Genomic DNA, 25,523 nt, shown 5'->3' with positions numbered 1-25,523 from the left:
CTCCGTGGTTGGATTTGCCGTGCTCATCGCCACGGCCTGTCGTAGGCGCCCTGCGTGACCTGGTCGCCCTCGGCATGGCGGCCCAGCGTGCCCTGCCATTCCTGGCGCGGGGCGAAGCGTGCCGGCTCGGCACAGGCGGCGTCGATGGCGGCGCGCAGCACGCCGACGACATCCGCCACGTAGCGCGGGCTGCGCTGGCGGCCTTCGATCTTGATCGCGGCGATGCCGATGTCGAGCAGCGCCGGCAGCAGTGACAGCGCGTTGAGGCTGGTGGGCTCTTCCAGCACGTAGCCGCGCTCGCCCTCGACCTCGAAGCGCCCCTTGCACAGCGTGGGATATCCGGCGGGCTCGCCGGGCGCGTAGCTGTCGATCAGGATGCCCGACAGGCGCGCGTGCATGGTGCCGTCCTGCTCGGTCCAGCGCACCGCGTGCGCGGGCGAGCAGACGCCCTTGTTGTTGGGCGAGTCACCGGTGGCATACGAGGACAGCAGGCAGCGGCCCTCGGCCATCACGCACAGGCTGCCGAAGCCGAACACTTCCAGCTCCACGCTGGTCTGCCGCGCCAGCTTGCCGATCTGCGCGAGCGACAGCACGCGCGGCAGCACCACCCGCTTGATATTGAAGCGCTCGCGCATCAGCTCGATGGCGTCGGCATGCGTGGCGGAGCCCTGCACCGACAGGTGCAGCCGCAGTTGCGGGTGCCGCTGGTGCGCGTAGGCCATCAACCCCGCATCGGCCATGATGACCGCGTCGGCGCCAAGGTCCGCGGCCGCGTCGACGGCGCGGTGCCACCTGGCCACTTCACCCATCTGCGGGAACGTGTTGATGGCGAACAGGACCTCCGCGTGGCGCGCATGGGCCTCGGCCACGCCGGTGCGGATATCGGCCTCGGTGAAATTGAGCCCGCCGAAGTTGCGGGCATTGGTGGCGTCGCGCAGACCCAGGTAGACGGCATCGGCGCCGTGCTCCAGCGCCGCGCGCAGCGCGGCCAGCGAGCCGGCGGGCGCGACCAGCTGCGGGGAGCGCGCCCGCACGGAAGATGAGGTTGTCATGTCGGAAGCGCCGCTTGCACGGCGCGGGAATTCGGCCAGCGCAGATGCTAGCGAGCCACTTCGCGTGTGGGCTTGACCACGCGCAAACCGCGCCGCAACGACTTGCGGCATAGACCGGTCGGCCTACGTCATTGGTGCAGGGGCGGCCGCCGCTTGACCTGAGGCAAACGCCGACGCCGGACGCTGTGCCACGCTTGGCGCGTTCGTGCGCGGTCCGATATCGCGGTCCGCACGCAGTTCCAAACAAGCGAGACCATCATGACAGAACACTGGCTGAAACTGGCCGGGCGCCGGCTGCTGCCGATCGTCCAGGGCGGCATGGGCATCGGCATTTCCGCGCACCGCCTGGCGGGTACCGTGGCCGCGCACAACGGCGTGGGCACCATTGCCAGCATCGACCTGCGCCACCACCACCCCGACCTTCTCGCTCAGACACGCGGCACGCGCGACAAGGCGCGCATCGAGGCCGCCAACCTCGTGGCACTGGACCGCGAGATCCAGGCCGCACGCGAACTGTCGCGCGGGCGCGGCCTGGTTGCCGTCAACGTGATGAAGGCCGTGGGCTCGCACGCGCAACTGGTGCGCCAGGCCTGCGAAAGCGGCGCCGACGCCATCGTCATGGGTGCAGGCCTGCCGCTGGACCTGCCGGAGCTGACCGCCAGCCACCCGAAGATCGCGCTGATCCCGATCCTGTCGGAAGCACGCGGCATCGGCCTGGTGCTGCGCAAGTGGATGAAGAAGGGGCGCCTGCCCGACGCCATCGTCGTCGAACACCCGGCCCATGCCGGCGGCCATCTGGGCGCGTCCGCCATCCAGGATCTCGGCGAAGACCGCTTTTCGTTCGCGCGCGTGCTGACGGAATGCCGCGAGCTGTTCCACACGCTCGGGCTCGCGTGGGACAGCGTTCCGCTGATCCTGGCGGGCGGCATCAACAGCCATGCGAAAGTGCGCCACTGGCTCGGCGAAGGCGCTGCCGCGGTGCAACTGGGCACCGCCTTTGCGGTCACGGAGGAATGCGACGCCCACCCGGCCTTCAAGCAGGTGCTGGCCACCGCCGGCCCGGAAGACCTGCGCGAGTTCACCAGCGTGGCGGGGCTGCCGGCGCGCGCGGTGCTCACGCCGTGGCTGTCACGCTATCTGTCGAGCGAAAGCCGGCTGCAGCGCCGCGCCAAGGCCCGCGACTGCCTGGAAGGCTTTGACTGCCTGCAGGCATGTGGCCTGCGCGATGGCGTGTCACGCATCGGCCAGTTCTGCATCGACCTGAAGCTGGCGCAGGCCGTGCGCGGCGACGTGGAACGCGGGTTGTTCTTCCGCGGCAAGGGCGCGCTGCCGTTCGGCGAAGCGATCCGCCCCGTGGCGGACCTGCTCCACTACCTGCTGAGCGGCGAGAAGCCCGCTGCCATGGCCGCACCGGCCGCCGTCGCCACCGTCGCGGCATGAGCGACGGCCGGGGCGTCCGCGCGTGACCCGTCGTCCGCCAGCCGCCCCAGCCCTTCGGCATCGAGCAGGAAGATCTTGCCGCGCTCGAGCCGCACCAGGTTTTCGGCGCAGAAGCGGCTGACCACGCGCGACAGGGTCTCGGGCGTGATGGCAAGCTTGGAGGCCATCACGCGCTGCGTACAGGCCAGCCACGTGCGCCGCCCCGCGCGCGCTTCATCCCGCAGGAATCCGGCCACGCGCTGCAGGGCGTTGTGCAGGCTGGTGGCCTCGATATCGCGCATGAGCGCATGCAGCCTGCCTGACAGATTGCGCAGCAGGCGCGCGGACAGCTGCGGGTCGCGCGCCACCGCGTCCCACAGCACGGCGCTGTCGATGCAATGCACGCTGGTGCGCGTCATCGACTGACAGTCGGCCGGCTGCTGCGCATCCACGAACAGCACGTCTTCTCCAAACGCGGCACCCGGGCCAAAGACCTCGATGGCGCGTTCCGCGCCTTTCGCACTGCCGGCCGCGGCGGGCAGCGAGAGCTTCACCAGTCCGTCGGTCACGATAAACAGCCCGCGGCAGGGTTCGCCGCGGCGGAACAGGAATTCGCCCTTCTGCAGGCGCCGCTGCGTGGCCGCACCGGCGATCGCGTCGAGCACGCCGGCATCGACGCCACGGAACAACGGCAAGCTGTCGAGCGTCACGATCTCAGCCATGGTGGACTCCTTGCACAACCGGCTTGCGCGGCGGCAACCCGCCTTGCGCGCGCATGGCGCGCATGCATCGCATTGCCTTCAGCAACTGCAGCCCGAGCCAGCCATTGGCCAGCGCGAACGCCAGTCCGCCGGCGCGCGCCAGCCAGGCCGGCGCGAGCGGCAACGCCAGCAGCATCGCGAAAGCCGCCAGCAGCAGCCACGCCTGGCGCCGTTGCGTGGCGGGCGTGATGATGGCCTGCATGGCCGGCACGCGCGCGCGCGGTGGCAGCAGCCGGCGCAGGTGCAGCCAGACCAGGAACGGAACGATCTTGCCGAGCATGGCGGTCACGGGCACCACGCCGCCACCGACGAGCGCCAGCGTGCCGACCCACCATGACAGCGTCGCATGCCAGGGCTCGGGGACCAGCGGCAGGGCCGCCGCCAACAGCGCCGCCGCCAGCATGCTGGTTGCCGCGACCGGCCACAGCAGCCAGACCGGATCGTGGCGGCGCCGCGCGCGCAGCGTGGCCGCCAGCGCAAAGCCGGCCACCCATGCCGCAAACAGCAGCCAGGGCACCAGGCCCCAGCGCGCGAGCACGCCATCTGGCTGCGCCACCACCAGCGCGCTGAATCCCAGCAGGGGCAGCCAGTGCCCGAGCGGCAGGCAGCGCTCCAGCCAGCGCGGCAGGCGTGGCGCCTGCCAGAACATCGGCAGCACCGTGGTGGCAATGCCCGTCACCAGCGCGGCCAGCCAGCCGCCCAGGCCCCAGGCCACATGCAGCGCCAGCCATTGCGACGGCGGCACCGTCCACAACCCGCCGAACAAGCCCGCCAGGGCCGCGCCGAGCAGCCCGGTCAACACCAGCGGTGCACCAATGCCGGCCAGCGTGCGCGTGGCGGCATCCACCGCGGCAACGCGCCGTCCGGCCAGCAGCAGCAAGCCCCCCGCGAGCGGCAACAGCAGGCCGCCGGCCACGGCGGCCAGGCGGTATGGCGCGGTGCCGCCACCGAGAAAGCCCGCAGCCAGCGCGCCGGCCGTGGTGCCGGCGGCCAGCGCCACCAGCGGCGCGAGCGCGCCCGAACCCGGCACCGCCACGCCCGCCACCACGGGCATCATCTGGAACAGCGCGCCAAGCATGACGGGCAGCAGCATGCCAAGCGCGAGCACATGCACGGCTGCAAGCGCCAGCGGCGCGAACCTGTCCGGCAGCCCGGCCGCAGGACCGAGCGCAAGCAGCAGGCCCGCGGCCGCGCCCAGCCAGGGCGCCGGCATCAGGCAGCCGAACACCACGCCGGGACGCGGCGCGCGTTCATAGTCGAGGCTGGCGGCTTTCAAGGTGGATTTCCTTTCATGTCGGTCAGCCGACGTTCGCCAGCAAGGCATCAATTCCGGGCACCCGCGCGCGGCACATCGGGAACAGCACGTTTTCCTCCTTGAGGTTGTGCTGCTGCAGCAGCACAACCAGCGTGTCGAGCTCCGCGGCCAGCGCGTTGGCATCACGCAACTGCAGCCATTCGCGGGCGTTTTCCAGCAACGCGCGGACTTCGTCGTGTTCGTGCCGCATCATGGCGGTGGGACCGCAGGCAGAACCTGCCGCCTGCTCGAAAGCGGGGAACAGGCGATCCTCCTCGGCCGAGAAGTTGCCCAGCAGCGCGGCGTCGAGGCGCGCGAACGCACCCGCCGCCGCTACCCAGTCCGGGTTGGGCAGGTACGCTTCAAGGTCCTCAAGGGCCTGGTCGCAATCGCGGTGCTGGCGCACCAGGGTTTCAATGGCGCTGGACATGGTGGTTCTCCGGGGTCAGTCCGGTGGATGCTAGGACCCGTATCGGGGGCGGGACTTGATCGCGAATAAGTCCGCGCGAGATTCGCGGGCAAGACCCGACCACCTTCAGGGTCTATGAGCGCCGGGAGACGCACCGTCATTTTTATATCACGCCATGATATGTCTCCCCACGGAAACCAGGAGGCTCGGCCCAGGTACGGGGCCCGGCGCAGCAAGCGCAGCGCACGGCACAAAACTGTGTCACGGAATGACGTTTTCTTGATCTGGCGCATGCTGAGCCACCCGGACCGCGCGGACAATCGCCCGTAAGGTTGACCGCCCCCAGTCCTCAGACCTTGTTCCCATGTCCTTCCCATGTCCACTCCCGACACCGACACTGCGCCGTTCGCGGACGGCAGTCCGCTTCCCGATGCCGCTGGCCTGACGCCGCCCCGTCACCGCCTGTCCACGCGCATCATCCTGCTGTCGCTGGCTTCGCTGCTGGTGGTGCTCACCATGATCGCCGGTACGCTGTGGCTGTCGTGGAAGCTCGAGGGCGCGGGCGCGGCCATCAATGACGCCGGCAGCCTGCGCATGCGCGCCAACCGCGTGGCGATCGAACTCGCTCTCTCCGCCACCGGCCAGCCCGGCGCACGCAACGATCAGATCCAGGCGCTGGACGACACCCTGGCCCAGCTGCGCAAGGGCAATCCGGTGCGGCCCCTGTTCCTGCCCGACGAACCGGCCATCCATGCGCAGCTCGATCACGTCCTGCATGACTGGCAGCAGCGTCTCAGGCCGCTGGCGCAGGCCGGCAACGGCGCCGCGTACGTGCGGGCGCTGCCGGATTTCGTCGCCCAGGCCGACCGGCTGGTCGTACTGATCGAGCACGACAGTGCGCGCAAGACCGACCTGCTGCGGCTGTCGCAGGCCGGGCTGGCGGCCATTGCGTGCGTGGGTACGGTGGCGGTCATCTACCTGCTCTACCTGTGGATCATCCTGCCCGTGCTGCGCCTGCAGGATGGCCTGCGCCGCATGGCCGCGCGCGAATTCACGCTGCGCCTGCCGGTGGAAACGCGCGATGAGTTCGGCACCCTGAACGCGGGCTTCAACCGGATGGCGGACGAGCTGCAGGACCTGTACCAGGACCTGGCTGCGCGCGTGGCCAGCAAGACTGCCGAACTGGAGCGCCAGAACCGCGACCTCGAAACGCTCTACGACATGGCGGCCTTCCTCAACCAGGCCCGCGATGCCGAAGCCATGGCGCGCGGCTTCCTGCAGCGCGTGATGCGGCTGTTCGATGCCGATGGCGGCTCCGTGCGCGTCATGGACGCACAGCACGGCAAGCTGCATCTGCTCGCTTCCTCCGGCCTGCCCGCGACGCTGGCAGAGGCCGACAACTGCATGGCAGTGGATGCCTGCCACTGCGGCGACGCCACGCACGAAGGCGTGGTCGCCATTGCCGACCTGCGCAAGACGGCGCGCCGCCCGCTGCTGGCGCAGCCTTCGCCCTGCACGCGCGAAGGCTTCACGGCCATGGCGGCCTTCCGCATCGAGAGCCAGCGCGGCGCCATCGGCACGTTCGTGCTGCACTTCCGCGCGCCGCGCGAGCTGCCCGCTTCGGACCGCCAGTTGCTCGAAACGCTGGCGCAGCATCTCGGCATCGCCCTGGAACACCTGCGCCTGTCCGCGAGCGCGCGCCAGCTGGCCGTGGTCGAAGAGCGCAACCTGGTCGCGCAGGGCCTGCACGACAGCATTGCGCAGGGCCTCAATTTCCTGAACCTGCAGGTGCAGCTTCTCAGCGACGCGGTGGGCCGCGACGATCTGGCCGAAGCACGCGAGCTGGTGCCGATGCTGCGCCACGGCGTCGAAGAGAGCTACCAGGACGTGCGCGAGCTGCTCAACAACTTCCGCTCGCGCCTCACGCCCGGCGAATTGCGCCCCGCCGTCGAAGAGACCGTCGAGCGCTTCCGCCGCCAGTGCCGCACCGAAGCCAAGCTGGTCATCGACGACCGTGGCAACAATCTGCCGTTGCAACCCGAGCAGCAGCTGCAGGTGCTGTTCATCCTGCAGGAAGCATTGTCCAACGTGCGCAAGCATGCCATGGCCGCGCACGTCACCGTGTCGCTGAGCCACGGGCACGATTTCCGGCTCGTGGTCGAAGATGATGGCGAGGGCTTTGATCCGGCCGAGCTCGGGCATGACAACGACGTGCACGTCGGCCTGAACATCATGCGCGAGCGCGCCGCACGCCTCGGCGCGCGGCTTGCCATCGAGGCCCGCCCGGCGCAGGGCACGCGCATCGAGCTGGTGCTGCCGCGCGGCGGCCAGGCCGCCCGCGCCGAACGCCATTCCACCGCGGGGCAAGCGTTGCCGCGCCCAACCCAGGAGTCCCTGAGATGACCATCCGCATTCTGCTGATCGACGACCACACGCTGTTCCGCTCGGGCATCCGCGCGCTGCTGCAGCGGCAGGCCGATTTCGAGATCGTCGATGAAGCCGCCGACGGCGTGGAAGGCATCAAGCGCGCCAAGCAGCATCGTCCGGACGTCATCCTGCTGGACCTGAACATGCCCGGCCTGTCCGGGCTGGAAGCGCTGCAGTTGCTGGTCGAGGACCTGCCCGATTCCGCCGTGATCGTGCTCACGGTTTCCGAAGAGGCCGAGGAACTGGCCACCGCGCTGCGCAGCGGTGCGCGCGGCTACCTGCTGAAGAACATCGAGACCGAGGCCCTTACCAGCGCCATCCGCCGCGCCGCCGCCGGCGAGCCGGTGATCTCGGAAGCCATGACCGCCAAGCTCGTTCAGCAGTTCCGCGCACCGGCGCCGGCGCCCGCGCGCCAGGACGACACGGCGCGGCTCACCGCACGCGAGCGCGAAATTGTGCAGGGGCTGGCGCGCGGCGAGAGCAACAAGGAAATCGCCCGCGACCTGGGCGTCGCCGAAAGCACAGTGAAGATCCACGTGCAGAACATCCTGAAGAAGCTCAACCTCGCCAGCCGCGTGCAGGTAGCCGTCTACGCGGTGGAACATGGCCTGACCGAGGCGGGCTAGCGCTCCGCGCCGCGCGTCGTCCGATTCCTACACCGTTTTCAGCCGTGTTCCGGAAGGATGCGGCTGACCGCTGGGCTACGCTGAAATTACGCGGCTAAGCCTGTCCACTGCCCCGCTTGAGCCAACGGACGCCCGGACAGCGAAGCCCAGATGACAAGCGTGGCCTATCGGCCAAAACCTGGAGCACGATATGGGAATCGGCACCATTCTTCTGATCCTTCTCATCCTGTTGCTGGTCGGCGCCTTGCCGGCCTGGCCGTATAGCACCGGATGGGGCTACTGGCCAAGCGGTGGACTGGGACTGATCGTCCTGATCGTGCTGCTGTTAGTGGTCCTGGGCCGCATCTAGCCGGGCGGCAGCGTGCACGAACGCGCTGCCGTCGACGCCCTGCAACGGTACCTCAGTGAAGAAGGAGACAGACATGCCTGCGAAATCCAAGGCACAGCAGCAAGCCGCCGGCGCGGCGCTCGCCGCCAAGCGCGGGGACAAGAAGGCCGGCGCCCTCAAGGGCGCCTCCAGGTCGATGGCCAAGTCCATGAGCATCAGGGAGCTCAAGGACATGGCGTCGACCAAGACCAAGGGCAAACCCAAGCACGTATCCGGTCGCTGAGCGCCTGCCCGGCCACCCGGATACGCCACAGAACGCCCGTCCCGCCCTGCGGGGCGGGCGTTCTGCCGTTCTAGGGGGCGGTGGATCCCTCCACGGCGTGCCCTTCGTCGTCAGCGGATGGCGCATTCGCCGCTGACGGCCGTTGTGCCGCAACCGGTCCCGCGCGCGCGCCGGTGACCATCTCGCGCAGCCAGTTCACCAGGAGGCTGGAATAGGCACGCTGGTGCTCCTCATCGGCGAGGCCGTGGTCGGCGCCCTTGATCACGCGGTAGGTCATGGAACTGGCGTGCACGCAGGCGTCCACGTAGCTCGTGACCGCGGCATGCGGCACGATCTGGTCGTTCTCCGATTCGATGACGAGCACGTCCCCCTCGAATCCGGTGCAGGCGCGCAGCGCGCGATTGGCGTCGGGAGGCACCACCGAGCGCCGGTAGTTGACCAGGTCCTGGTCGCGGTGGAGCTGCCGCTTGGGCAGCTCCCAGCCTTCGTCCATATACAGCGCCGGCGCGCGCAGCGCCATCCAGCGCACCGGGCGCAGCGTCGTCAGCACTGCCGCCAGGTAGCCGCCGTAGCTGCTGCCGACCACGGCAATGGCGTTGCGGTCGACTTCCGGATGCCGCGCGAGCACATCGTAGGCGGCGACCAGGTCGGCCAGGTTGCGCATGCGGCTGACGGTCTCATACTGCGCGCGGGTGCCGGCGTGGCCGGTCAGGTCGAAGGTCAGGCACACGCAGCCCAGGCCCGCGACTTTGCGCGCACGAGCAAGGTACTGCTCCTGGCTGCCGCCCCAGCCATGCACGAACAGTACGCCGGGCAGCCTGGTGGCCGGCGCGATCAGCGTGCCGGCAATGCTGCCGCCTTCGCTCTGGATCTCGATCGTGTCTTCATGGGTTGCCATCGTCTTCCGACTCCAGGAATGCAAACTTGGTCAGCGGACCGACGTCGCGGTCCTCGCCCTGGAAATACACTTCGGCGCCGTCGGGGACGGACACGCCTTCACCATAGACTTCACGCGTCGCGGCCACCACCCGGTGGCGGCCCGGATCGGCACGCAGGGCCTGCAGCGCGGCCAGTTCGGCACCGGTCGCGCCGCCGACGCGCCAGGACTGTTCGAGCACGCCGCCAAGCTCATTGGCACCGGCGTCGCCCGACGGCACGCCGAAGGCCACGTCATAGTTGCAGCGCGACAGCACCATGCCGGGATAGCAGGCGAGGGCGGCGTCGTGATAGGCCGTTGCCGCACGGACCGCCGACAGCGCGCATGGCTCGAACGGCTGTGCGAACAACGCCGCGAAATCGCCGCGCACGACCGTCAGTGTCGACCCGCCATAGACCTGCTCGCCGCTGTTGTTTGCGGTGAGATCCTGTGACCCGCAATAGCTGGCCAGCAAGCCGCCCAGCAGGACCTGGCCGACGCTGTAGGTTCGCGGGGACGCCAGGTCGCGTTCGAGCACGAGGCCATTGGCTTCGATGTCAGCCGGCAACATGGCAGCCAGCGCCTCGTCGAGGGCCGGTTCGCTGTCGACCGTCTGCTGGCCGAGCCCGCCGATGCCACACGGGTCCTTCAGGCGAACGGCGCCTCCGGCCAGCAAGCGCAGGCCCGCATGACGGGCATCTTCGAGCGAGAACGCGGTATAGCCCGGCAGCACCGCCGCATGGGCCCGCCGCACGAAGTCCGGATCCCAGCCTTGCGGGGCCGCCGCATCCGGCGCGACCAGCCCGTGCGTGATCGCCTTGGTAGCAACGAACGCAAACGGCACGACGCCGCCAAACAGGTCTTCGACGCCGTGGACGCCCAGCGCACGTGCCTGCGCGACACCGACCAGCGTGTCCAGGGGCACAAGGTACAGGGCCGCCTCAGGCGTGCCGGCGCGGGCCTCGTAGGCGCCGCCGAAGCCGTAGCCCGCGAGCTGCGCCACTTTCCTGCCGATGCGCTCCAGCGTCACGGCCTGGTGGCTGTCCGGCTGCCCGTAGCTGGCGCAGCCATACACCATCACCTGCCTTGCCTTGTCATGGGCCACCGGCATGTCATGCCCCCTGGCGGACCGGGACGGACTCCGGGGAATCCGCCGGGTTCGCATCGCCTGCCTTCGCGACCGGGCGCCGGCCGGTACGTGCCTCTCGCTTGGTCGCCTGGTTCAGGTGGGCCTCATCCAGGGAGTGGCTTGCCTTGATTCCGCCCTCCTTGTCGGCCAGCTCCGCCAGGTGGCGATAGAACGTGACGAGCTGGTGCAGCTCTTCCTCGTCGAGATCTTCGATCGAGACCAGCATATTGCTCGCTTCGCGATGCGAGGCCAGCAGCTCGTTGAGCTTCAGGTGGACGGCAACGGCGTCCTTGTTCTGGCTTTGCTGGATCAGGAAGACCATGAGGAAGGTCACGATCGTGGTACCGGTATTGATCACCAGCTGCCACGTTTCCGAATAGTCGAACATGGGGCCCGTGACCGCCCATGCGGCCACCACGACCACGGCCACGACAAAGGCCGCCGGCGAGCCGGCGTGGCGCGTGGCGGCGCCGGCAAAGCGGTCGAAGCGATGCATCAGCCAGGATCGTGGCCGCGCGCTTAGCGCGGATGCCGAGCCGCGCGGATCCCGCAGGTCGAGACCGTTTCTGCTCATCGCTGCCCTCCTCATTCGCGGCGGGGTGACGTCTGCCAACACCTGCCGCCAGCACACTGATTTCAGTGTATCGAGCGCACCGCCAATGTTCAGCGGGCGCTGTCCTACAACGCGCAGGCCACTTCCCCATGCGGCCGGCCGCCCTGCGGGAAACGCCAATATGCGGCAATGCCGTGTCAGGCAAAAGCAAGGGCCGGCGCGCATGGCGCCGGCCCTCACCCCTCTCTCCCACCCTGAATGAGGTTCCCGCGAAAGTCAGTGCCACGGGTCGTAGCGGTCCGACTCCCAGTACGGCGAAATGCCGTAGTACTCGTGGATACTCGTGGCCCACTGCGAATCGGCCATGCCAGGCCAGTGATCCTTGTCAAAACCTGGCGCGGCCTTCAGGCGGTCCTTCTCCACGCCGAGCACGAAGCACTTGCGGCGCGTGTCCAGCGTCAGCGCCGACCACGGCAGCGCAAAGAGCTTCTCGCCAATGCCGAGGAAGCCGCCGACCGCAAGCACCGCGTAGGCGACGCGTCCGCCCGGCACGTCGATCATGATGTGGTCGATGGTGCCGAGATCATCGCCGGCGGGATCGACCACCTTGTTGCCTTCCAGCGTATCGGCGGCCATCACGAACGGGCCCGGGCCCGGCGAATCGCGGTCGATGCTGCCGACAATCGCCGCGCCGCGTGGCTGCGATTCGCGAGTCGGGGGTTGGTCTTGTCTCATGGACACCTCCTGAAGTGATGCAAGCAGATGGACGAGAGAAATCGCCCGTCCGTTTCCATGGCCCGTCACGCGCGGCGCGGCTCGCCTTCGCGGCCTGCCGGCACCGGCGGTGCCAGTGGATCAAAATCGGCCCAGCGGCCTTCGCGCCAATGCCCCTGCGCGCGCTCGATGTCGCGGGCGCCGCCCTTGCGCAACAGATCGCATACCAGGCCCGCGTTGGCCGGTTCGACATGGGTGGCCAGCAACACGCCGGCATTGCGCACCGGGGCACGGCCCCGGCGGCCTTCGGCGCGCGCATCGCGCGTCAGCGACAGCGCGCCCACCAGTGACCCGACATAGGCGCACAGCCCCGTGGCGAAAACCAGTACGAACAAGGACACCGGCGGCGACACCCCCAGGATGGTGATGATCGCCGCGCCAAGCGCGGCGCCCGCGGTGGCGCCCAGCAACACACCGGCGATGGCGCCGATGCCCGAGCGGCGCGCGCCCGGATCGACGGCGGTATCGCCGCCGATCGGGTAGGTGGCGTGCTGACCGGGCGGATTCACGTAGAAGACGCTCATGTCCTCTTCCGCGACGCCTTGCGCGCGCAGGCGGCTCGCGGTGGTCTCCGCCTTGGCAAAACTGTCGAAACGACCGGCGATGATGGCATCAGACATGGTGGCTCCTCTGTGTCATGCGCTGGCATCGTGCGCTGCAATGGGGGCGATCCCGGGCTCGTTCAGCCGCGGCCGGTGGCGCCTTTGCGGTGACCGGCGGGCTTTGTGCCGGCAGGCTGGTGTTCACTGCCGCGCTTGAGCTTCCAGTCGACGTCGTCGCGGTGGGTCCGGGTCTTCTTTTCGGCGTGCATCGCCGCGCTCGGCGAAATGGGATCGCTCGCGGGGAACGTCATTTCGAGGGAATCGTCAACGGCGCCCTGATAGGTCTTGCGCTTGTCTTCCGAGGTCTTGCGCTTGTCATCGGCAGACGCGGAGGACCTGGCATCGGGCCTCGCGGGCGTGCGCTTCGCGGAAGCAACCTTTCGGGCGCCTGCCGCCTTCTTGGTGGCGGCCTTCTTGGTGGCTGCCTTCCTGGTGGCTGCGGGCTTGCCGGCCGGACTGGCCTTGGCGGGTGCGTGGGCTTTCTGCATGGCTGGGCCTCCGTGAGGAACATCCCTTCCCATGCAATCGGCGGGCCAGCCGGGGCGCACCCGATTTTGGGCCGGTCGCGCCGCTCCCGACAGCACCCGACCGCGCGCTCGTGCCGGTGCACCGGCGCGCGCCGGCTTGCGACAGGCACTTTGTGCCGGCGCGATGTAAAAGCTACAGCCCGGACGCGCGCTGCGCGTGGCGCGGAAACTTCACCGCGATGCAGACCGACACCTTGTCGGGATCGCAGGTCTCGCTCTCGGTACTGAGCGCGGCGCCGTGCAGTTCCACCATGCGCCGGGTCAGCAGCAATGCGCTGGACTGCCGCGAAGACTGGCCCGCCTGCGGCGGGCGCCGTCCGAAGAAATCGGACAGGATCGACAGCCGGGTGGCGCTGCGCGTCTGGTCCAGCGGCGCGCTCTCTGTAATGCGCAGCTTGATGTGGTCGGGCTCTGCGTACAAGTGGACCGCCACGGATCCGCCCGCCTGTGCGCGCCAGATGCAATGCACCAGCAGATGACGCAAGAGCGGCGCGAGCCGGACCGGATCCCCGTCGATGAAAAACGCTGACGCGTCTGAGTGCGCCTGCACCGATTTCAGCTCTACGCCGCGCGCCGTCGCGGCCGGGCGGCGGTCGGTCACGGCCTGCACGGTCGCGGCCAGCAGGTCGGTGAGGCGCCATTGCGGAGGGCTTTCGTCGGCGAGCAGCCGCACGGCCTCTTCCATTTCCTCGACCAGCGCGAGCTGCTGCTGGATGCCGGCGCGCACGCCCTCCAGCGCGCGCCGGGCAGGTGCCGCGCTCTGGTCGATACCACGTTCGAGGACATAGGCCCAGCTCTGGATGGCATTGAGCGAGGAACGCAGGTCGTGCACGGTCTGGTCGATCAGGGCCCCCACCTCGGTGACGGTCCGCACGTCCTTCTCCAGCTGAGGCGATGACACGCCTTCGCTGTCAGGATGTTCCGGCTCGCTGGATTGCGATTGCGGCGTCATGTTCATGTTGGCCCCGGGTTTCCATGCAGTTGCCATGCAAGAAGCATGCAACTTCAGACAGAGCCGGCCGGTGACTCCAATGGCGCGCCCGTGCCGATCAGCCTGCCGCAGCAACGCCGGCCTGGCTGCTGCGCGACGCGCGCAGCCATTCCGGCAACTCGCCGCGCGCGGCGTAGTCTTCCAGGCGGTTGTACAGAGTCTTCAGGCTGATGCCAAGGATTTCCGCCGCATGCTTCTTTACGCCCGCGCACTGTTCCAGGGTAGCGAAAATAAGCTGGCGATCGGCGTCGGCCAGCGACATCCCCACCGGCACCGACACCATCGCGGCGACCGGCGCCTGCGTGGCCGCCGCTTGCAGCGGCACCTGCACCTCGGTGATGAGGTCGTCGTCGGCCATGATGTAGGCGCGCTGCACGAAGTTGCGCAGCTCGCGCACATTGCCCGGCCAGGTATGCAGACGCAGGCTGTCGAGCACGCCCGGCGCGAAGCGCCGCGTCGTGCCCTGTTCGGCATTGAGCTGCTCCAGCATCGTGTTGGCGATCTGGATCACGTCGTCGCCGCGCGCGCGCAGCGGCGGCAGCTCGACCGGGAACACATTGAGCCGGTGAAAGAGGTCCGCGCGCAGCTTGCCTTCGGCTACGGCATCTTCGGGATTGCGGTTGGTGGCCGCCAGCACGCGCACATCGGCATGCTGCTCGCGGTTGGTCCCCACGCGCATGAATGCGCCGGTTTCGAGCACGCGCAGCAGCTTCACCTGCAGCTCGGCCGGCATCTCCGTGATTTCGTCGAGGAACAGCGTGCCGCCGTCGGCACGCTCGAAGTAGCCCTTGTGCTGGCGGTCGGCGCCGGTGAAGCTGCCGCGCTCGTGGCCGAACATCTCGGTCTCGATCAGGGTCGGCGAGATCGCGCCGCAGTTGACGGCCAGGAAGGGCTGGCGTCGCCGCGCGGACAACTCATGCACCGTCTGCATGGCCAGTTCCTTGCCGGTACCGCTTTCACCGATCAGCAATACCGTGGCCTCGGTGGGCGCCACGCGCGCGAGCTGGTCATAGACGGCCTGCATCACATCGGAACTGCCCAGCAGCCGCCCGAAGCGGCCGTAGCGCCGCAGTTCGCCGCGTAGCGAATGGATCTCCGCGCGCAGCGCGCCGGTATTGGCGAGGCGCTTCAGCACGGTCTGCAGACGCGCCACGTTGATGGGCTTGACCAGGTAATCGGTCGCGCCCGAGCGCAAGGCTTCCACCGCGCTGTCCACGCTGGCATAGCCGGTGGTGAGGATGACTTCCACGCCGGACGAGCCCACTTCGGCAAACAATTCCATGCCGCTGCCATCGGGCAGGCGCAGGTCGGTGAGGATCACGTCGGGCATGCGCCACCCGATCTGCAGCCGGGCTTCACGCAGGCTGCCCGCGGTAGAGGCGGTGAACCCTTCCAGTGCCACGATCTCCACCAGCGCGGCGCAGGCGTTTTCGTCGTCGTCGACAATCAGGATGTGAGGCATGAATGGCGCGGCCCGAAGGCCGGAAGTTTGCCTGGGGAACAACGGTGGATGCCTACAGGCCAGAATGGCACTTCTGCCTGCTGCAGTGCAACACAACGTGTTCGCATCGCGGACATGCGGGGCCACCGCGAAGTGCGTATCGCAAGTCTAAACATCCGGGAGCCCAATTGTTGCCAGTGTCTCTCTGACACGGCTGTCGGATGTTTCCGCGCGCTGCGCCCGACGTCTGGCAGGGCCCTGCCTCACGGGCTAGCATAGGAACGTCCCGCGCCCCCGGATGCAAGCTAACTAACGTGTCGACCACCGCCACTCCGTCCCGACGCGGCACGACCCAGCAAGCGGAGGGCTTGCGGAGTCGCGCCGTTCCGTCCCAGGTTTCCCTGCTATGGGAGAGCACCGCGCCCGCCATGCGCCACCTGCTGGCGCTGGTCGAGCGCGTGGCCGCCACGGATGTGACCATGCTTGCCATAGGGGAAAGCGGCACGGGCAAGGAAGTGGTGGCGCGCGCGGTGCATGCGCACAGCAGCCGGCGCGATGGCCCCTTCGTGGCCGTCAACTGCGGCGCCATTCCGCCCACGCTGATCGAATCGGAACTGTTCGGCCACGAAAAAGGCGGCTTCACCGGCGCTATCGACCAGAAGGCGGGCTACTTCGAGCAGGCCCAGGGCGGGACATTGTTCCTGGACGAAGTCACCGAAATGCCGCCGGCCATGCAGGTCAAATTGTTGCGCGTTCTGGAAAACCGCACCTTTCACCGCGTCGGCGGCGATACGCTGATCGCCAGCGACGTGCGCATCCTTGCCGCCACCAACCGCGAACCGCTCGACGCCGTGCGGGCCGGCCAGCTACGCGAAGACCTGCTGTACCGCATTGCCGTGTTTCCGTTGCATATTCCGCCGCTGCGCGAGCGCGTAGAGGACATCATCCCGCTGGCCCGCCACTTTCTGGACGAGTACAACGCCATGGAGCGCACGGACAAGATGTTTTCCGCCGGCACGCTGGAGCGGCTGACGCGCTACGACTGGCCCGGCAATGTGCGCGAACTGAAGAACGCGGTGTACCGCGCCTTCATCCTGGCCGACACGGTCGTGGAGATCGGCAACCCGAGCCTGGCTGCCCAGACGCAGCGACCGAGCACGGTCGACGGCGTGGTCAACGTGCGCGTCGGCACCACGCTTGCCGACACCCAGCGCGAGATCATCATGGCCACGCTCGCGCATTACAACGGCGACAAGCGACAGGCCGCGCGCGCGCTCGGCATCAGCCTCAAGACCCTGTACAACCGCCTGGAAGCGTATCGGGCCGGCTGATGGCCGACCCGTGCCGGGCGCCCCGGGCGCTAGTCATGGTGTCCGCGCCGCGCCTGCATCATGGCGGCCACGGCGGCCGATGCGCCGACCACCAGCGCCGTGGCCAGCACCGGATGGCGGGCACTTGAGGTGTAGGGGCACGACTGCAACGCGACGCGGTTGCCCGTGCGCTCCTGCAGGCCGTTGCCGCCGCCATACAGGGTGTTGTCCTCGAGCGGGCCTGCCGGGTGGCGGGTCTGCTGCGCACGGCCCATGAAGCGGCGCATGAACAGGTCGAACGCGTGCGGGGCATGATAGGCCGCCGCCGAAAACGCCTTGGCGGCGCCGCCCACGAACAGGTCGCGGCGCGGGTTCTCGGCGGCAAAGAGGATGGCGTCCGCCGCCAGCGCCGGGTCATACAGCGGCGGCGGCAGCCGTGGCTCCACGTCGAGGAAATTCTTGGCGTGCGAGGCCAGCGGGGTTTCAAGCCCGGCAGGCTTGATCAGCGTGACACTGATCGGCGCCATCTCCTGATCCAGCTCCAGCCGCAGCGAATCCGTGAAGCCCTTGATCGCATGCTGCGAGGCCGCATAGGCGCTTTGCAGCGGCAACGGCCCGTCCGAGGCTTCGCTGCCGATATTGATGATGGCGCCCCCGTGCTCGCGCAGGTGCGCCGCCGCCGCGAGCGAGCCATGCACGGTGCCCCAGTAGTTGGTGTCGAACAGGCGCCGCTGGTCTTCCAGCGGCACGTCGGCATGGCGGCCAAAGATGGTCACGCCGGCATTGTTGACCCAGGTATCGAAGCCGCCAAAGCGCTCGATGGCCGCGTGCGCCACGCGGGCAACGTCTTCTTGGCGGCCAACGTCGGCGCTGACAGTGATGACTTCGGCGCCCTTCTCCCGCAGTTCCTCGGCCAGCTTGTGCAGCGACTCTTCGCTGCGGGCCACCAGCACGAGGCGGGCACCCGCGGCCGCCGCCTTGCGCGCAGTGACCAGGCCGACGCCGCTGGTGGCGCCGGTCAGCACGATGACCTGCGACCCGATTGTCTTCAGAGAGAGTTTCATCTGCTTGCTTCCTGATGTCCCGGGCACGGGAACGACGAGCGCCGGCGTCCGGGACACAATGCCGGCGACGCTTGACCGTATGCAGGGCCAGATGCCGCAAGGAGCGTTCCTGCGGCCGGGGCACTGGGCACCGCTGTTTCGCGGGCTCGCATGCCGCATGTCCTCGCGCGGATTTACAACGTCCGGTAAGAAGCACACACACGCGGCATTGGCCGACCCGGGTGTAGGACTGACGCCGATTTCGGTGGGGTGGGGTGCTGCCTAAGCTGAAGCCACCGAGGTTCGCCTCCGTCCCATGTGAAGCCGGTCCACCATGGCCAAGACCACGCGCCAGGCCCCTGACGATGCCCGCACCGCCGGCAAAGGCCCGGCCGCACGCAAGCACAGCGCCGACACCCTGGACAAGTACCGCCGGATGCGGGACTTTGCCGCCACGCCCGAGCCGGGCGGCGTCCGACCGCGCGCCAAGGGATCCAAGCGGGGCGCTGTCCGCACCAGCGCGCTGTCCTTTGTCATCCAGAAGCACGCCGCGCGCCGGCTGCACTATGACTTCAGGCTGGAACTGGACGGCACGCTGAAGAGCTGGGCCGTTCCCAAGGGTCCGAGCCTCGACCCCGCGGACAAGCGCATGGCCGTGCATGTGGAGGACCACCCGCTCGACTACGCGGGTTTCGAAGGGGTGATCCCGCCCGGCCACTACGGCGCCGGCACGGTGATCGTGTGGGATCGCGGGGTGTGGTTGCCGGATGGCGATGCCGATGCGGCGTATCGCGCCGGCAAGCTGAAATTCGAACTGCGTGGCGAGAAGCTGCACGGCCACTGGACGCTGGTGCGCATGCATGGCAGCCGCCAGAAGGAGCAGGATGCGTGGCTGCTGATCAAGGAGCGCGATGACGCGGCGGTGCCCGCCGCCGAACTCGACGTGACCGAGGCCATGCCGGACAGCGTGCTGGCCGGCGCTTCCCCGGCGCGCGCGCCGGGGAAGACCGCGAAGAGCACGAAGGACGCGAAGGGCGCGAAACCCAGAGCTGCCACCAGGGACACGGACAGTGGCACAGGGAAAGCGCCGGCCCTGCCTCGCCGCGCCGTCGCCGCCGCACTGCCCCTGGCCCTCTCGCCGCAGCTTGCCACGCTGGTGGAGCGCCCGCCCGCCGATGCCGAGGCCTGGCGCTACGAGATCAAGTTCGACGGCTACCGCCTGCTGGCCCGCATCGACGGCGACGACGTGCGCCTGTTCACGCGCCAGGGCCATGACTGGACCTCGCGCCTGAAGACGCTTGCGCGCGAAGTGCGCGCGCTGGGCTTGCCGGACGGCTGGCTCGATGGCGAGATCGTGGTGCTCGGCAAGCATGGAGCAACCGACTTCCAGGCCTTGCAGAACGCCTTCGAGACCGCGCACGTCGAGTCGATCGAGTACTACGTGTTCGACCTGCCCTTCTATGCCGGCCACGACCTGCGCAAGGTGCCGCTGTCCGAACGGCGTGCGCTGCTGCGGCGCCTGTTCGAAGGCAGCACCGCGACGCACCTGCGCTTCAGCGAAGACTTCGAAGCCGCCCCGGGCGAGATGCTGGAAGCGGCGTGCCGCATGAAGCTGGAGGGCGTGATCGGCAAACGGGCGGACGCGCCCTATGTCAGCACGCGCAGCAATACCTGGATCAAGCTCAAGTGCACGCAACGGCAGGAGTTCGTGATCGGCGGCTATACCGAACCGAAAGGCAGCCGCGCAGGCCTGGGCGCGCTGATGCTCGGCGTGCACGACGGCGCAGGCCGCCTGCGCTATGCCGGCAATGTGGGCACGGGATTCGACACGCGCACGCTGGCGAAGCTGCGCAAGCAGCTCGATGCGCTGCGCACGGACAAGACGCCGTTTGATGCGCTGCCCGCATCGGTCAAAGGCCTGTGGGTACGGCCACGGCTGGTGGCGGAGGTGTCGTTCGGCGCGTGGACGCGCGAGGGACGCGTGCGGCATGCCGTCTTCCACGGCCTGCGCAGCGACAAGCCCGCCGGTGCGGTGTCCGTGGAACAGCCTGCCGCACCGGCCGGCGACAAGCGCAAGACCGGCGCCGCCGCGCGCAAACCCACCGCAGCGAAGGGCAAGGTTGCCATCAGCCACGCCACTCGCGTCATCGACGCCGCGAGCGGCCTCACCAAGGGCGACCTGGTGCGCTACTACGAACGCGTGGCGCCGTTGATGCTGCCGCACCTGCGCGGCCGCCCGATCGCCATGGTGCGCGCGCCCGCCGGCGTTGCCGGCCAGCAGTTCTTCCAGCGGCATGGCGACACGCTCAGGGTGGATGGCGTCAACGTGCTGGACCCCGACCTGTGGCCGGGCCATCCCGCGCTGCTGGAGATCGTCTCGGAGCACGCGCTGGTGGCGGCCGCCCAGCTCAACGTCGTGGAGTTCCACACCTGGAATTCCAGCAAGCGCAGCATCGACCGGCCCAACCGCATCATCTTCGACCTGGACCCGGGCGAAGGCGTGGCGTGGCCCCCTATGCGCGAAGCCGCCGCGCTGATGAAGGCGTGGCTCGATGAACTGGGACTCGACAGCTTTGTGAAAACCAGCGGCGGCAAGGGCCTGCATGTGGTGGTGCCGCTGACGCCGCGCGCGGGCTGGGACGAGGTCAGGGACTTTGCGCATGGCGTGGTGCTCCACATGGCCCACATGATCCCCGCGCGCTTCGTGGCGAAGAGCGGCGCCCGCAACCGCGTCGGCAAGATTTTCATCGACTACCTGCGCAACGGCGTAGGCGCCACCACGGTGGCGGCGTTCTCGGCGCGCGCGCGCAGCGGTCTGGGCGTATCGGTCCCGCTCGCCTGGGACGAGCTTGACGGCCTCAAGGGCGCCGACCAGTGGACCGTGGCCAACGTGGCGCCACGGCTGGACGAGATCGCGCGTCACGACCCGTGGGAGGCCTATGCGGGCACCCGCCAAACCATGACGCGCGCGGCCGCCCGGCTGGCGCGCGCCGCAAGGAGTCAGCCATGACCCGGTCCTTTATCCGCGATATCCGCCACGTACGCCAGCTGGCTCCCGCTCGACACGCGCTGGTCGCGGCGATGCTGATGGCGATGGCCCTGCCGGCGGGCGCGCGCCTGCCGTCCCCGACACCGGAACAGCAACAAGCCGCCGACGCGCGCAAGGCCAAGGAAGCCGAAGAGGCCAAGCACCAGGCCGAGCTGCTGGCGCAGGCGCAGGACCGCATCGCCGCGCAGTTCGGCAGGAAGGGAGCCGCCGGCGACAGCGCGCCGGCCACGGAGCCAGGCAAGGTATCGCAGAAGGCCGCGGAAGCACCGCAGTCCGCGGGCCCCCACGGCGGAACTTCTCCGAGCGCCGAGGCGCATAGCGGCGAAGCCGCCCGGCATTAGATGCCGGCGGCTTCCGGCACGCCTTTTGCGCGGTGCTCCTGCGGGTCCCATCGATAAGGGGCCGGTCGTCCGCGCAAGACGCTGCCAAGCAAGGGGGAATGACGCCGTGAGCACCGACAGCCATGCAATTACTGCAAAACGCTTGCAACCATACAAGGTAATTTTTACAACGCCATGCGTCGCGCGGCCGCGGTGCGAAGGGTGCCGGCCATGAACGCGAGCGCTCCCCGGCAGGGCCGCCTGATCCTCAATGTGGAAGATGGCGAAGGCCCGCGCTATGTAAAAAGCAGCATCCTCCAGCGCGCCGGCTTCTCGGTGATCGAAGCGTCGACCGGGCAGGCGGCGCTCTCGCTGGCGCGCCAGCATGCGCCAGCGCTGGTGTTGCTGGCCCTGCAGCTTCCCGATATCAGCGGGTTCGAGGTGTGCCGGCTGCTGAAGGCCGATCCTCATCTGGCCCACACGCCGATCCTGCTGACCTCGTCTGCGCTGGCCTCTTCCTCGCAACGCGTGCAGGCACTCGAATGTGGCGCGGACAGCTTCATCGCCGAGCCGGCCGAGCCCGAGGAACTGGTCGCGAGCATCCACTCGCTGCTGCGCCTGCGCACGGCGGAAGATGCCTACCACCGCACCAGCCAGGCGCTGCACGACAACGAGGACATGTTCCGCCAGCTCGCCGAATCGCTGGTCGACGTAGTCTGGCTGCTCGACGCGCGCGACCGGCGCCTGCTGTTCGTCAGCCCAAGCGTCGCGGACCTGTGCGGCCAGCCACCCGAGAAGATGCTCGAAGATCCGCAATGTTGCCTGGCCCGCGTGATCCCGGCGGATCGGGCGCGCGTGGCGCAGGCGTTTGCCGGCATGCTGCAGGACGGCCACCTCGATATCGAATTCCAGCTCATGCACGCCGACGGCGGCATCCACGAGATCCGTGCACGGGCCTTCCCGGTGCATGGCGCCGACATTCGGGAAACCCGGGTCCTGCGCGTGGCCGGCACCTGCCAGGACGTGACCAGCCAGAACCGTGCGCGCCGCGCCTTGCGCGGCGAAGAGCGCCGCAAGGAACAGTTCCTGGCCATGCTCGCGCACGAGCTGCGCAACCCGCTGGCGCCGATGCGCAGCGCCGTGGACTTGCTGCAGCAGCCTGCGCCGACACCCGCGGACACGTTCCGCGCGCGCGACGTGATCGGGCGCCAGCTCAGGCACCTGTCGCAACTCGTGGACGATCTGCTCGACATCTCCCGCTTCAACCAGGGAACGATCACGTTGCGGCAGGATCTCGTGGAACTGCGCGGTGCACTCAACACCGCAGTCGAAACCGTGCGGCCGGTCATGGAGGCGCAACAGCACACGCTGCGGCTTGCCTTGCCCGAACAGCCGTTGCCGGTACGCGGCGACATGGTCCGGCTCACCCAGATCTTCAGCAACCTGCTGCATAACGCGGCCGCCTATACGCCGCCCGGGGGCCAGATTCGCATCGACGCGACGGCAGGGGACGGACAGGTCGCCGTTCGCATCCACGACAACGGCATGGGCCTGAGCCAGACCTTGCAGCGCTTGCTGTTCGACCCGCTGGCGCCCGGGGAGCCCGGCACTGCCACCGCGGCCAGTGGCAGCGGCCATGCCGGCGGGGAATCTGATAACGGCGCGGATACCGGCGCGGATACGAGCGGCGCGCAACTTGCCGTGCCGGAAGGTCCGGGCATCGGCCTGACGCTGGTGCAGCAACTCGTGCGGCTGCATGGCGGCAGGGTTCGGGCCGAGAGCCCGGGTCCGGGCGAAGGCAGTACGTTTGTGGTCGAGCTTCCGATCGAGCCGTGGCAGAACTGGCATCCGGCCGACACCATGGCGCCGCGGCCATCCGGACCGCCGCGCGTGATCATGGTGGTGGATGACAACACCGATGCCCTGGAAGCCATGAGCATGACACTGACGTCGCTGGGACACACCGTGGTCACCGCGGCCGACGGCGAGAGCGCGGTCGCGCGCGCGCCGGAAGTCAAGCCCGAGGTGGTGCTGCTCGACCTGGGCATGCCGACCATGGACGGCTTCGAAACCGCCCGGCGGCTGCGTGCCCTGCCTGAAATGCGCGGCGCCACGCTGGTGGCGCTGACCGGCTACGGGCGGCCGGAAGACCGCCGCCGTGCGCTGGAGGCCGGCTTCGACCGCCATCTGATCAAGCCGGCCACCCTCGAATCCCTGATCCGGCTGTTCGAAGAGCCTGGCGACTGACGCGGCCACAACCGCCTCGCCAACTTATCGGAGTCCCGAACCATGCATACCACCCCCGATCCCGACCTGCCTTCGCACAAGCCGGAGGTCCCACCACCAGAACCGCCACCGGGACCGCCCGAGCCTGTCGTCGATCCGCCGCCGGGCGACCAGCCGGCGCCGCCGCCGCAGCGCGCTGGCGCGTGACGGCAGGACACGCAAGGAGACGCATCGTGTCGCGCATCATCTGGAAGGGCGCCATTACTTTCGGCCTGGTCAACATCCCGGTCGTGCTGCGGCCGGCATCGCGCAGCCAGTCGCTCGACCTGGATCTGCTGGACGTGCGCGACATGGCACCCGTGGGCTACCAGCGCATCAACAAGAGCACGGGCAAGCCGGTCGAGAAGGAACACATCGCCAAGGGCTATCAGTACGAGAAAGACGAATACGTACTGCTGAGCGACGAAGACTTCCGGCAGGCCAACGTCGAAGCCACGCAGACCGTGGATATCGTCAGCTTTGTGCAGGCTGACGAGATTCCCCCGTACTACTTCGACACCCCCTATTATTTGGAACCCGACAAGCGCGGAGAACGCGGCTACGCGCTGCTGCGCGAAACCATGCGCCGCACCGGTCGCGCCGCGCTCGCGCTGGTGGTGCTGCGCAACCGGCAGCACCTGGCTGCCATGCTCGTCCAGGAGAACGCGCTGGTCCTGAACACCATGCGCTTCGCCGACGAAGTGCTGCCGATCTCCGACCTCAGGCTGCCGAAAGCCTCTGGCGCAAAGGCCACCGGCGCCCACGCGCGCGAGATCGGGATGGCCGTCAAGCTGGTCGAGGACATGAGCGAAGCGTGGTCGCCGGAGCAGTATCGCGATACGTATCGCGACGACCTCATGGCCCGCATCGACGCGAAGATCGAATCAGGCAAGACCCATCAGCTCACGCCGGCCGCCAAAGAAGAGGAAGCACCGCGGCAGGGTGCCAAGGTCATCGACATGGTGGCGCTGCTCAAGAAGAGCCTGGATCACCACGGCAAGCGAGGCACTGCCAGGAGCGAGCCGGAGGAAGAAAAGGCAAAGGCGCCGCGCAAGACCACCAGCAGCCGCGCTCCCGCGAAGAAGCATGCAACGCCCGCCAGGCGTGCGGCCGGAAGCCGGGCGTCCGCCAAGCGGTCTACCCACCATGCCGCCACGGGCAAGACCTCGTCCACTACCCGAAGCACGGCACGACGCAAGCAGGCGTAGCCGCCTGCGGTCGACAGCCGGAACAGATAAAGCCGGGCCCTGACGTGACGTCCGGGCCCGGCAATCGTGCACAACGCAATCAGCGCGACGATACCTTCAGGGTGTCGTTGACGGACACCACGCCTTCCACTCCGCGGATGGTCTGCAACGCCATGTCGTGCTGTTCCTGGCTCGGCACCGTTCCGCTCACATTGACCGTGCCATCCGTGGTCTTCACGTGAATGCCCGTGGACTTCAGGTCCTTGGTCGACAGCAGCTTGGTCTTGATCTTGGTGGTGATCGTGCTGTCCGCGACGACCTGCTTGGTCGTGTCGGTGCTCACGTCATGGCTGGGCGGTGGCGCCGTGTCGCGGTTGATTTCGGCGCGGCCCGGCATGCCAGGCGCGGAATTGGCGGGCGCGGGCGCAGCCGTGTCGACGGCAGTGCGCATCAGGCCGCCGGCATCAAGCGCGCAAGCGCTGCCCGCGACGGCTGCCAGTGCTGCCGCCAGACAAGCCTTGCGCAGGATCGGAGCGGTAGGTCGGCTGGATTGCATGGTTGACTCTCCTTGGCGGGTGACAGGAATGACCGCGCCCCGCGCGTGCGCCGTGTGCGCCGGATGCGCGACTCGGCGTGGGGCGCCCCTCGATGCTTCCCCGCAATCCCCGTACCCGCCTGTGCGGGATGGCCTGCCAGTGCTTTGTGCGGCGTGCGCGGCGCAGACGGCATGCGGCTGTGTAAATCGGGACAACGCTTTGTAAATCCGGTGGGAAAGCATCGCTGCCGCCCTGCCGGAATCCCGCCAGCGGTGGCCTCG

General features: G+C 68.6%; 24 protein-coding genes. 10 read left to right on the top strand and 14 right to left on the bottom strand.

Features of this window, described 5'->3' with window-relative positions:
* Positions 1–23: 23 nt before the first annotated feature.
* On the bottom strand, positions 24–1,052 hold the full coding sequence (ubiU, locus tag KHO22_RS25755) for a ubiquinone anaerobic biosynthesis protein UbiU (protein ID WP_211950000.1): 1,029 nt from the start codon (positions 1,050–1,052) through the stop codon (positions 24–26).
* Between the two features lie 258 nt (positions 1,053–1,310).
* Between ubiU and KHO22_RS25750 the strand changes: the two genes are divergently transcribed.
* Positions 1,311–2,492 carry an NAD(P)H-dependent flavin oxidoreductase gene (locus KHO22_RS25750; RefSeq protein ID WP_211949999.1) on the top strand — a complete coding sequence of 394 codons (1,182 nt, stop codon included), beginning with the start codon at positions 1,311–1,313 and terminating at the stop codon, positions 2,490–2,492.
* Here the strand turns inward: KHO22_RS25750 and KHO22_RS25745 are convergent.
* Genes KHO22_RS25745 through KHO22_RS25735 form a run of 3 tightly spaced genes read right to left on the bottom strand, consistent with a single transcriptional unit; the run spans position 2,423 to position 4,956 of the window.
* Positions 2,423–3,193, bottom strand: a complete 771-nt coding sequence (locus KHO22_RS25745) for a Crp/Fnr family transcriptional regulator (protein WP_211949998.1) — start codon at positions 3,191–3,193, stop codon at positions 2,423–2,425. The two genes, KHO22_RS25750 and KHO22_RS25745, sit on opposite strands and share 70 nt — an antisense overlap.
* Entirely contained in the window at positions 3,186–4,508 is a 1,323-nt protein-coding gene (locus KHO22_RS25740; RefSeq protein ID WP_230427021.1) for a hypothetical protein, read from the bottom strand. The genes KHO22_RS25745 and KHO22_RS25740 overlap by 8 nt, the downstream gene beginning before the upstream one ends.
* A 22-nt stretch (positions 4,509–4,530) precedes the next feature.
* Complete coding sequence (locus tag KHO22_RS25735; RefSeq protein WP_211949996.1) at positions 4,531–4,956, bottom strand: hemerythrin domain-containing protein; 426 nt, start codon at positions 4,954–4,956, stop codon at positions 4,531–4,533.
* A gap of 354 nt (positions 4,957–5,310) precedes the next feature.
* Between KHO22_RS25735 and KHO22_RS25730 the strand changes: the two genes are divergently transcribed.
* The 4 genes from KHO22_RS25730 (at position 5,311) to KHO22_RS25715 (ending at position 8,599) form a co-directional block, all read left to right on the top strand.
* On the top strand, positions 5,311–7,338 hold the full coding sequence (locus KHO22_RS25730; RefSeq protein WP_211949995.1) for a type IV pili methyl-accepting chemotaxis transducer N-terminal domain-containing protein: 2,028 nt from the start codon (positions 5,311–5,313) through the stop codon (positions 7,336–7,338).
* Positions 7,335–7,988: a response regulator gene (locus KHO22_RS25725; RefSeq protein WP_211949994.1), complete on the top strand. Its 654-nt coding sequence runs from the start codon at positions 7,335–7,337 to the stop codon at positions 7,986–7,988. The genes KHO22_RS25730 and KHO22_RS25725 overlap by 4 nt, the downstream gene beginning before the upstream one ends.
* A gap of 190 nt (positions 7,989–8,178) precedes the next feature.
* Positions 8,179–8,337 (top strand): DUF3309 family protein, encoded by a 159-nt coding sequence (locus tag KHO22_RS25720; RefSeq protein ID WP_211949993.1) that lies wholly within the window; start codon positions 8,179–8,181, stop codon positions 8,335–8,337.
* 73 nt (positions 8,338–8,410) lie between these two features.
* Positions 8,411–8,599, top strand: a complete 189-nt coding sequence (locus KHO22_RS25715) for a DUF3008 family protein (RefSeq protein WP_211949992.1) — start codon at positions 8,411–8,413, stop codon at positions 8,597–8,599.
* 70 nt (positions 8,600–8,669) lie between these two features.
* Here the strand turns inward: KHO22_RS25715 and KHO22_RS25710 are convergent, their stop codons facing one another.
* The 8 genes from KHO22_RS25710 to KHO22_RS25675 form a co-directional block, all read right to left on the bottom strand.
* Positions 8,670–9,497, bottom strand: coding sequence for an alpha/beta hydrolase family protein (locus KHO22_RS25710; protein ID WP_211949991.1), 828 nt, complete (start codon positions 9,495–9,497; stop codon positions 8,670–8,672).
* Positions 9,484–10,626 (bottom strand): DUF3182 family protein, encoded by a 1,143-nt coding sequence (locus KHO22_RS25705; RefSeq protein WP_211949990.1) that lies wholly within the window; start codon positions 10,624–10,626, stop codon positions 9,484–9,486. The genes KHO22_RS25710 and KHO22_RS25705 overlap by 14 nt, the downstream gene beginning before the upstream one ends.
* 1 nt (position 10,627) lies before the next feature.
* A complete protein-coding gene (locus KHO22_RS25700; protein WP_420839653.1) occupies positions 10,628–11,140 on the bottom strand; it encodes a low affinity iron permease family protein in 513 nt (170 codons plus the stop codon).
* 333 nt (positions 11,141–11,473) lie between these two features.
* The gene (locus KHO22_RS25695; RefSeq protein WP_211949988.1) at positions 11,474–11,932 is read right to left on the bottom strand and encodes a PRC-barrel domain-containing protein; all 459 of its coding nucleotides are present in this window, start codon (positions 11,930–11,932) and stop codon (positions 11,474–11,476) included.
* A 65-nt stretch (positions 11,933–11,997) separates the two neighbouring features.
* Positions 11,998–12,591, bottom strand: a complete 594-nt coding sequence (locus KHO22_RS25690) for a hypothetical protein (RefSeq protein ID WP_211949987.1) — start codon at positions 12,589–12,591, stop codon at positions 11,998–12,000.
* Positions 12,592–12,653: 62 nt separating this feature from the next.
* Positions 12,654–13,061 carry a hypothetical protein gene (locus tag KHO22_RS25685; RefSeq protein ID WP_211949986.1) on the bottom strand — a complete coding sequence of 136 codons (408 nt, stop codon included), beginning with the start codon at positions 13,059–13,061 and terminating at the stop codon, positions 12,654–12,656.
* A 172-nt stretch (positions 13,062–13,233) separates the two neighbouring features.
* Entirely contained in the window at positions 13,234–14,052 is an 819-nt protein-coding gene (locus KHO22_RS25680) for a sensor histidine kinase (RefSeq protein WP_211950031.1), read from the bottom strand.
* Between the two features lie 97 nt (positions 14,053–14,149).
* The gene (locus KHO22_RS25675; protein WP_211949985.1) at positions 14,150–15,553 is read right to left on the bottom strand and encodes a sigma-54-dependent transcriptional regulator; all 1,404 of its coding nucleotides are present in this window, start codon (positions 15,551–15,553) and stop codon (positions 14,150–14,152) included.
* Positions 15,554–15,900: 347 nt separating this feature from the next.
* On the opposite strand from KHO22_RS25675, the gene KHO22_RS25670 reads away from it, so the two are divergent.
* Positions 15,901–16,863, top strand: coding sequence for a sigma-54 interaction domain-containing protein (locus KHO22_RS25670; RefSeq protein ID WP_230427025.1), 963 nt, complete (start codon positions 15,901–15,903; stop codon positions 16,861–16,863).
* Positions 16,864–16,892: 29 nt separating this feature from the next.
* On the opposite strand, the gene KHO22_RS25665 is transcribed toward KHO22_RS25670, so the two are convergent.
* Positions 16,893–17,906 (bottom strand): SDR family oxidoreductase, encoded by a 1,014-nt coding sequence (locus KHO22_RS25665; protein WP_211949983.1) that lies wholly within the window; start codon positions 17,904–17,906, stop codon positions 16,893–16,895.
* Positions 17,907–18,219: 313 nt separating this feature from the next.
* Here KHO22_RS25665 and ligD point away from each other — a divergent pair, with 313 nt between their 5' ends.
* The 4 genes from ligD to ku all read left to right on the top strand — a co-directional run bounded on the left by ligD (position 18,220) and on the right by ku (position 24,727).
* Positions 18,220–20,895, top strand: coding sequence for a DNA ligase D (gene ligD, locus KHO22_RS25660; protein WP_211949982.1), 2,676 nt, complete (start codon positions 18,220–18,222; stop codon positions 20,893–20,895).
* The gene (locus KHO22_RS25655) at positions 20,892–21,275 is read left to right on the top strand and encodes a hypothetical protein (protein ID WP_211949981.1); all 384 of its coding nucleotides are present in this window, start codon (positions 20,892–20,894) and stop codon (positions 21,273–21,275) included. Before ligD ends, KHO22_RS25655 begins: the two co-directional genes overlap by 4 nt.
* Before the next feature lie 210 nt (positions 21,276–21,485).
* The gene (locus KHO22_RS25650; protein ID WP_230427020.1) at positions 21,486–23,501 is read left to right on the top strand and encodes a hybrid sensor histidine kinase/response regulator; all 2,016 of its coding nucleotides are present in this window, start codon (positions 21,486–21,488) and stop codon (positions 23,499–23,501) included.
* A 212-nt stretch (positions 23,502–23,713) separates the two neighbouring features.
* On the top strand, positions 23,714–24,727 hold the full coding sequence (ku, locus tag KHO22_RS25645; protein WP_211949979.1) for a non-homologous end joining protein Ku: 1,014 nt from the start codon (positions 23,714–23,716) through the stop codon (positions 24,725–24,727).
* A gap of 79 nt (positions 24,728–24,806) precedes the next feature.
* Here the strand turns inward: ku and KHO22_RS25640 are convergent, their stop codons facing one another.
* Complete coding sequence (locus KHO22_RS25640) at positions 24,807–25,262, bottom strand: BON domain-containing protein (RefSeq protein WP_211949978.1); 456 nt, start codon at positions 25,260–25,262, stop codon at positions 24,807–24,809.
* Positions 25,263–25,523: the final 261 nt, after the last annotated feature.

This window comes from Cupriavidus yeoncheonensis, assembly GCF_905397275.1.
Lineage (GTDB): Bacteria > Pseudomonadota > Gammaproteobacteria > Burkholderiales > Burkholderiaceae > Cupriavidus > Cupriavidus yeoncheonensis.
Note: the sequence above shows the minus strand (reverse complement) of the source record. Positions and strands in the feature narration are given on the sequence as shown.

Excerpts from the sequence above, each read along its gene's own strand:
- ubiU (WP_211950000.1), bottom strand. The coding sequence starts at position 1,052 with ATGACAACCTCATCTTCCGTGCGGGCGCGCTCCCCGCAGCTGGTCGCG.
- KHO22_RS25750 (WP_211949999.1), top strand. The coding sequence starts at position 1,311 with ATGACAGAACACTGGCTGAAACTGGCCGGGCGCCGGCTGCTGCCGATC.
- KHO22_RS25745 (WP_211949998.1), bottom strand. The coding sequence starts at position 3,193 with ATGGCTGAGATCGTGACGCTCGACAGCTTGCCGTTGTTCCGTGGCGTC.
- KHO22_RS25735 (WP_211949996.1), bottom strand. The coding sequence starts at position 4,956 with ATGTCCAGCGCCATTGAAACCCTGGTGCGCCAGCACCGCGATTGCGAC.
- KHO22_RS25730 (WP_211949995.1), top strand. The coding sequence starts at position 5,311 with ATGTCCACTCCCGACACCGACACTGCGCCGTTCGCGGACGGCAGTCCG.
- KHO22_RS25725 (WP_211949994.1), top strand. The coding sequence starts at position 7,335 with ATGACCATCCGCATTCTGCTGATCGACGACCACACGCTGTTCCGCTCG.
- KHO22_RS25720 (WP_211949993.1), top strand. The coding sequence starts at position 8,179 with ATGGGAATCGGCACCATTCTTCTGATCCTTCTCATCCTGTTGCTGGTC.
- KHO22_RS25715 (WP_211949992.1), top strand. The coding sequence starts at position 8,411 with ATGCCTGCGAAATCCAAGGCACAGCAGCAAGCCGCCGGCGCGGCGCTC.
- KHO22_RS25710 (WP_211949991.1), bottom strand. The coding sequence starts at position 9,497 with ATGGCAACCCATGAAGACACGATCGAGATCCAGAGCGAAGGCGGCAGC.
- KHO22_RS25705 (WP_211949990.1), bottom strand. The coding sequence starts at position 10,626 with ATGCCGGTGGCCCATGACAAGGCAAGGCAGGTGATGGTGTATGGCTGC.
- KHO22_RS25700 (WP_420839653.1), bottom strand. The coding sequence starts at position 11,140 with ATGCATCGCTTCGACCGCTTTGCCGGCGCCGCCACGCGCCACGCCGGC.
- KHO22_RS25695 (WP_211949988.1), bottom strand. The coding sequence starts at position 11,932 with ATGAGACAAGACCAACCCCCGACTCGCGAATCGCAGCCACGCGGCGCG.
- KHO22_RS25690 (WP_211949987.1), bottom strand. The coding sequence starts at position 12,591 with ATGTCTGATGCCATCATCGCCGGTCGTTTCGACAGTTTTGCCAAGGCG.
- KHO22_RS25685 (WP_211949986.1), bottom strand. The coding sequence starts at position 13,061 with ATGCAGAAAGCCCACGCACCCGCCAAGGCCAGTCCGGCCGGCAAGCCC.
- KHO22_RS25680 (WP_211950031.1), bottom strand. The coding sequence starts at position 14,052 with ATGACGCCGCAATCGCAATCCAGCGAGCCGGAACATCCTGACAGCGAA.
- KHO22_RS25675 (WP_211949985.1), bottom strand. The coding sequence starts at position 15,553 with ATGCCTCACATCCTGATTGTCGACGACGACGAAAACGCCTGCGCCGCG.
- KHO22_RS25665 (WP_211949983.1), bottom strand. The coding sequence starts at position 17,906 with ATGAAACTCTCTCTGAAGACAATCGGGTCGCAGGTCATCGTGCTGACC.
- ligD (WP_211949982.1), top strand. The coding sequence starts at position 18,220 with ATGGCCAAGACCACGCGCCAGGCCCCTGACGATGCCCGCACCGCCGGC.
- KHO22_RS25655 (WP_211949981.1), top strand. The coding sequence starts at position 20,892 with ATGACCCGGTCCTTTATCCGCGATATCCGCCACGTACGCCAGCTGGCT.
- KHO22_RS25650 (WP_230427020.1), top strand. The coding sequence starts at position 21,486 with ATGAACGCGAGCGCTCCCCGGCAGGGCCGCCTGATCCTCAATGTGGAA.
- KHO22_RS25640 (WP_211949978.1), bottom strand. The coding sequence starts at position 25,262 with ATGCAATCCAGCCGACCTACCGCTCCGATCCTGCGCAAGGCTTGTCTG.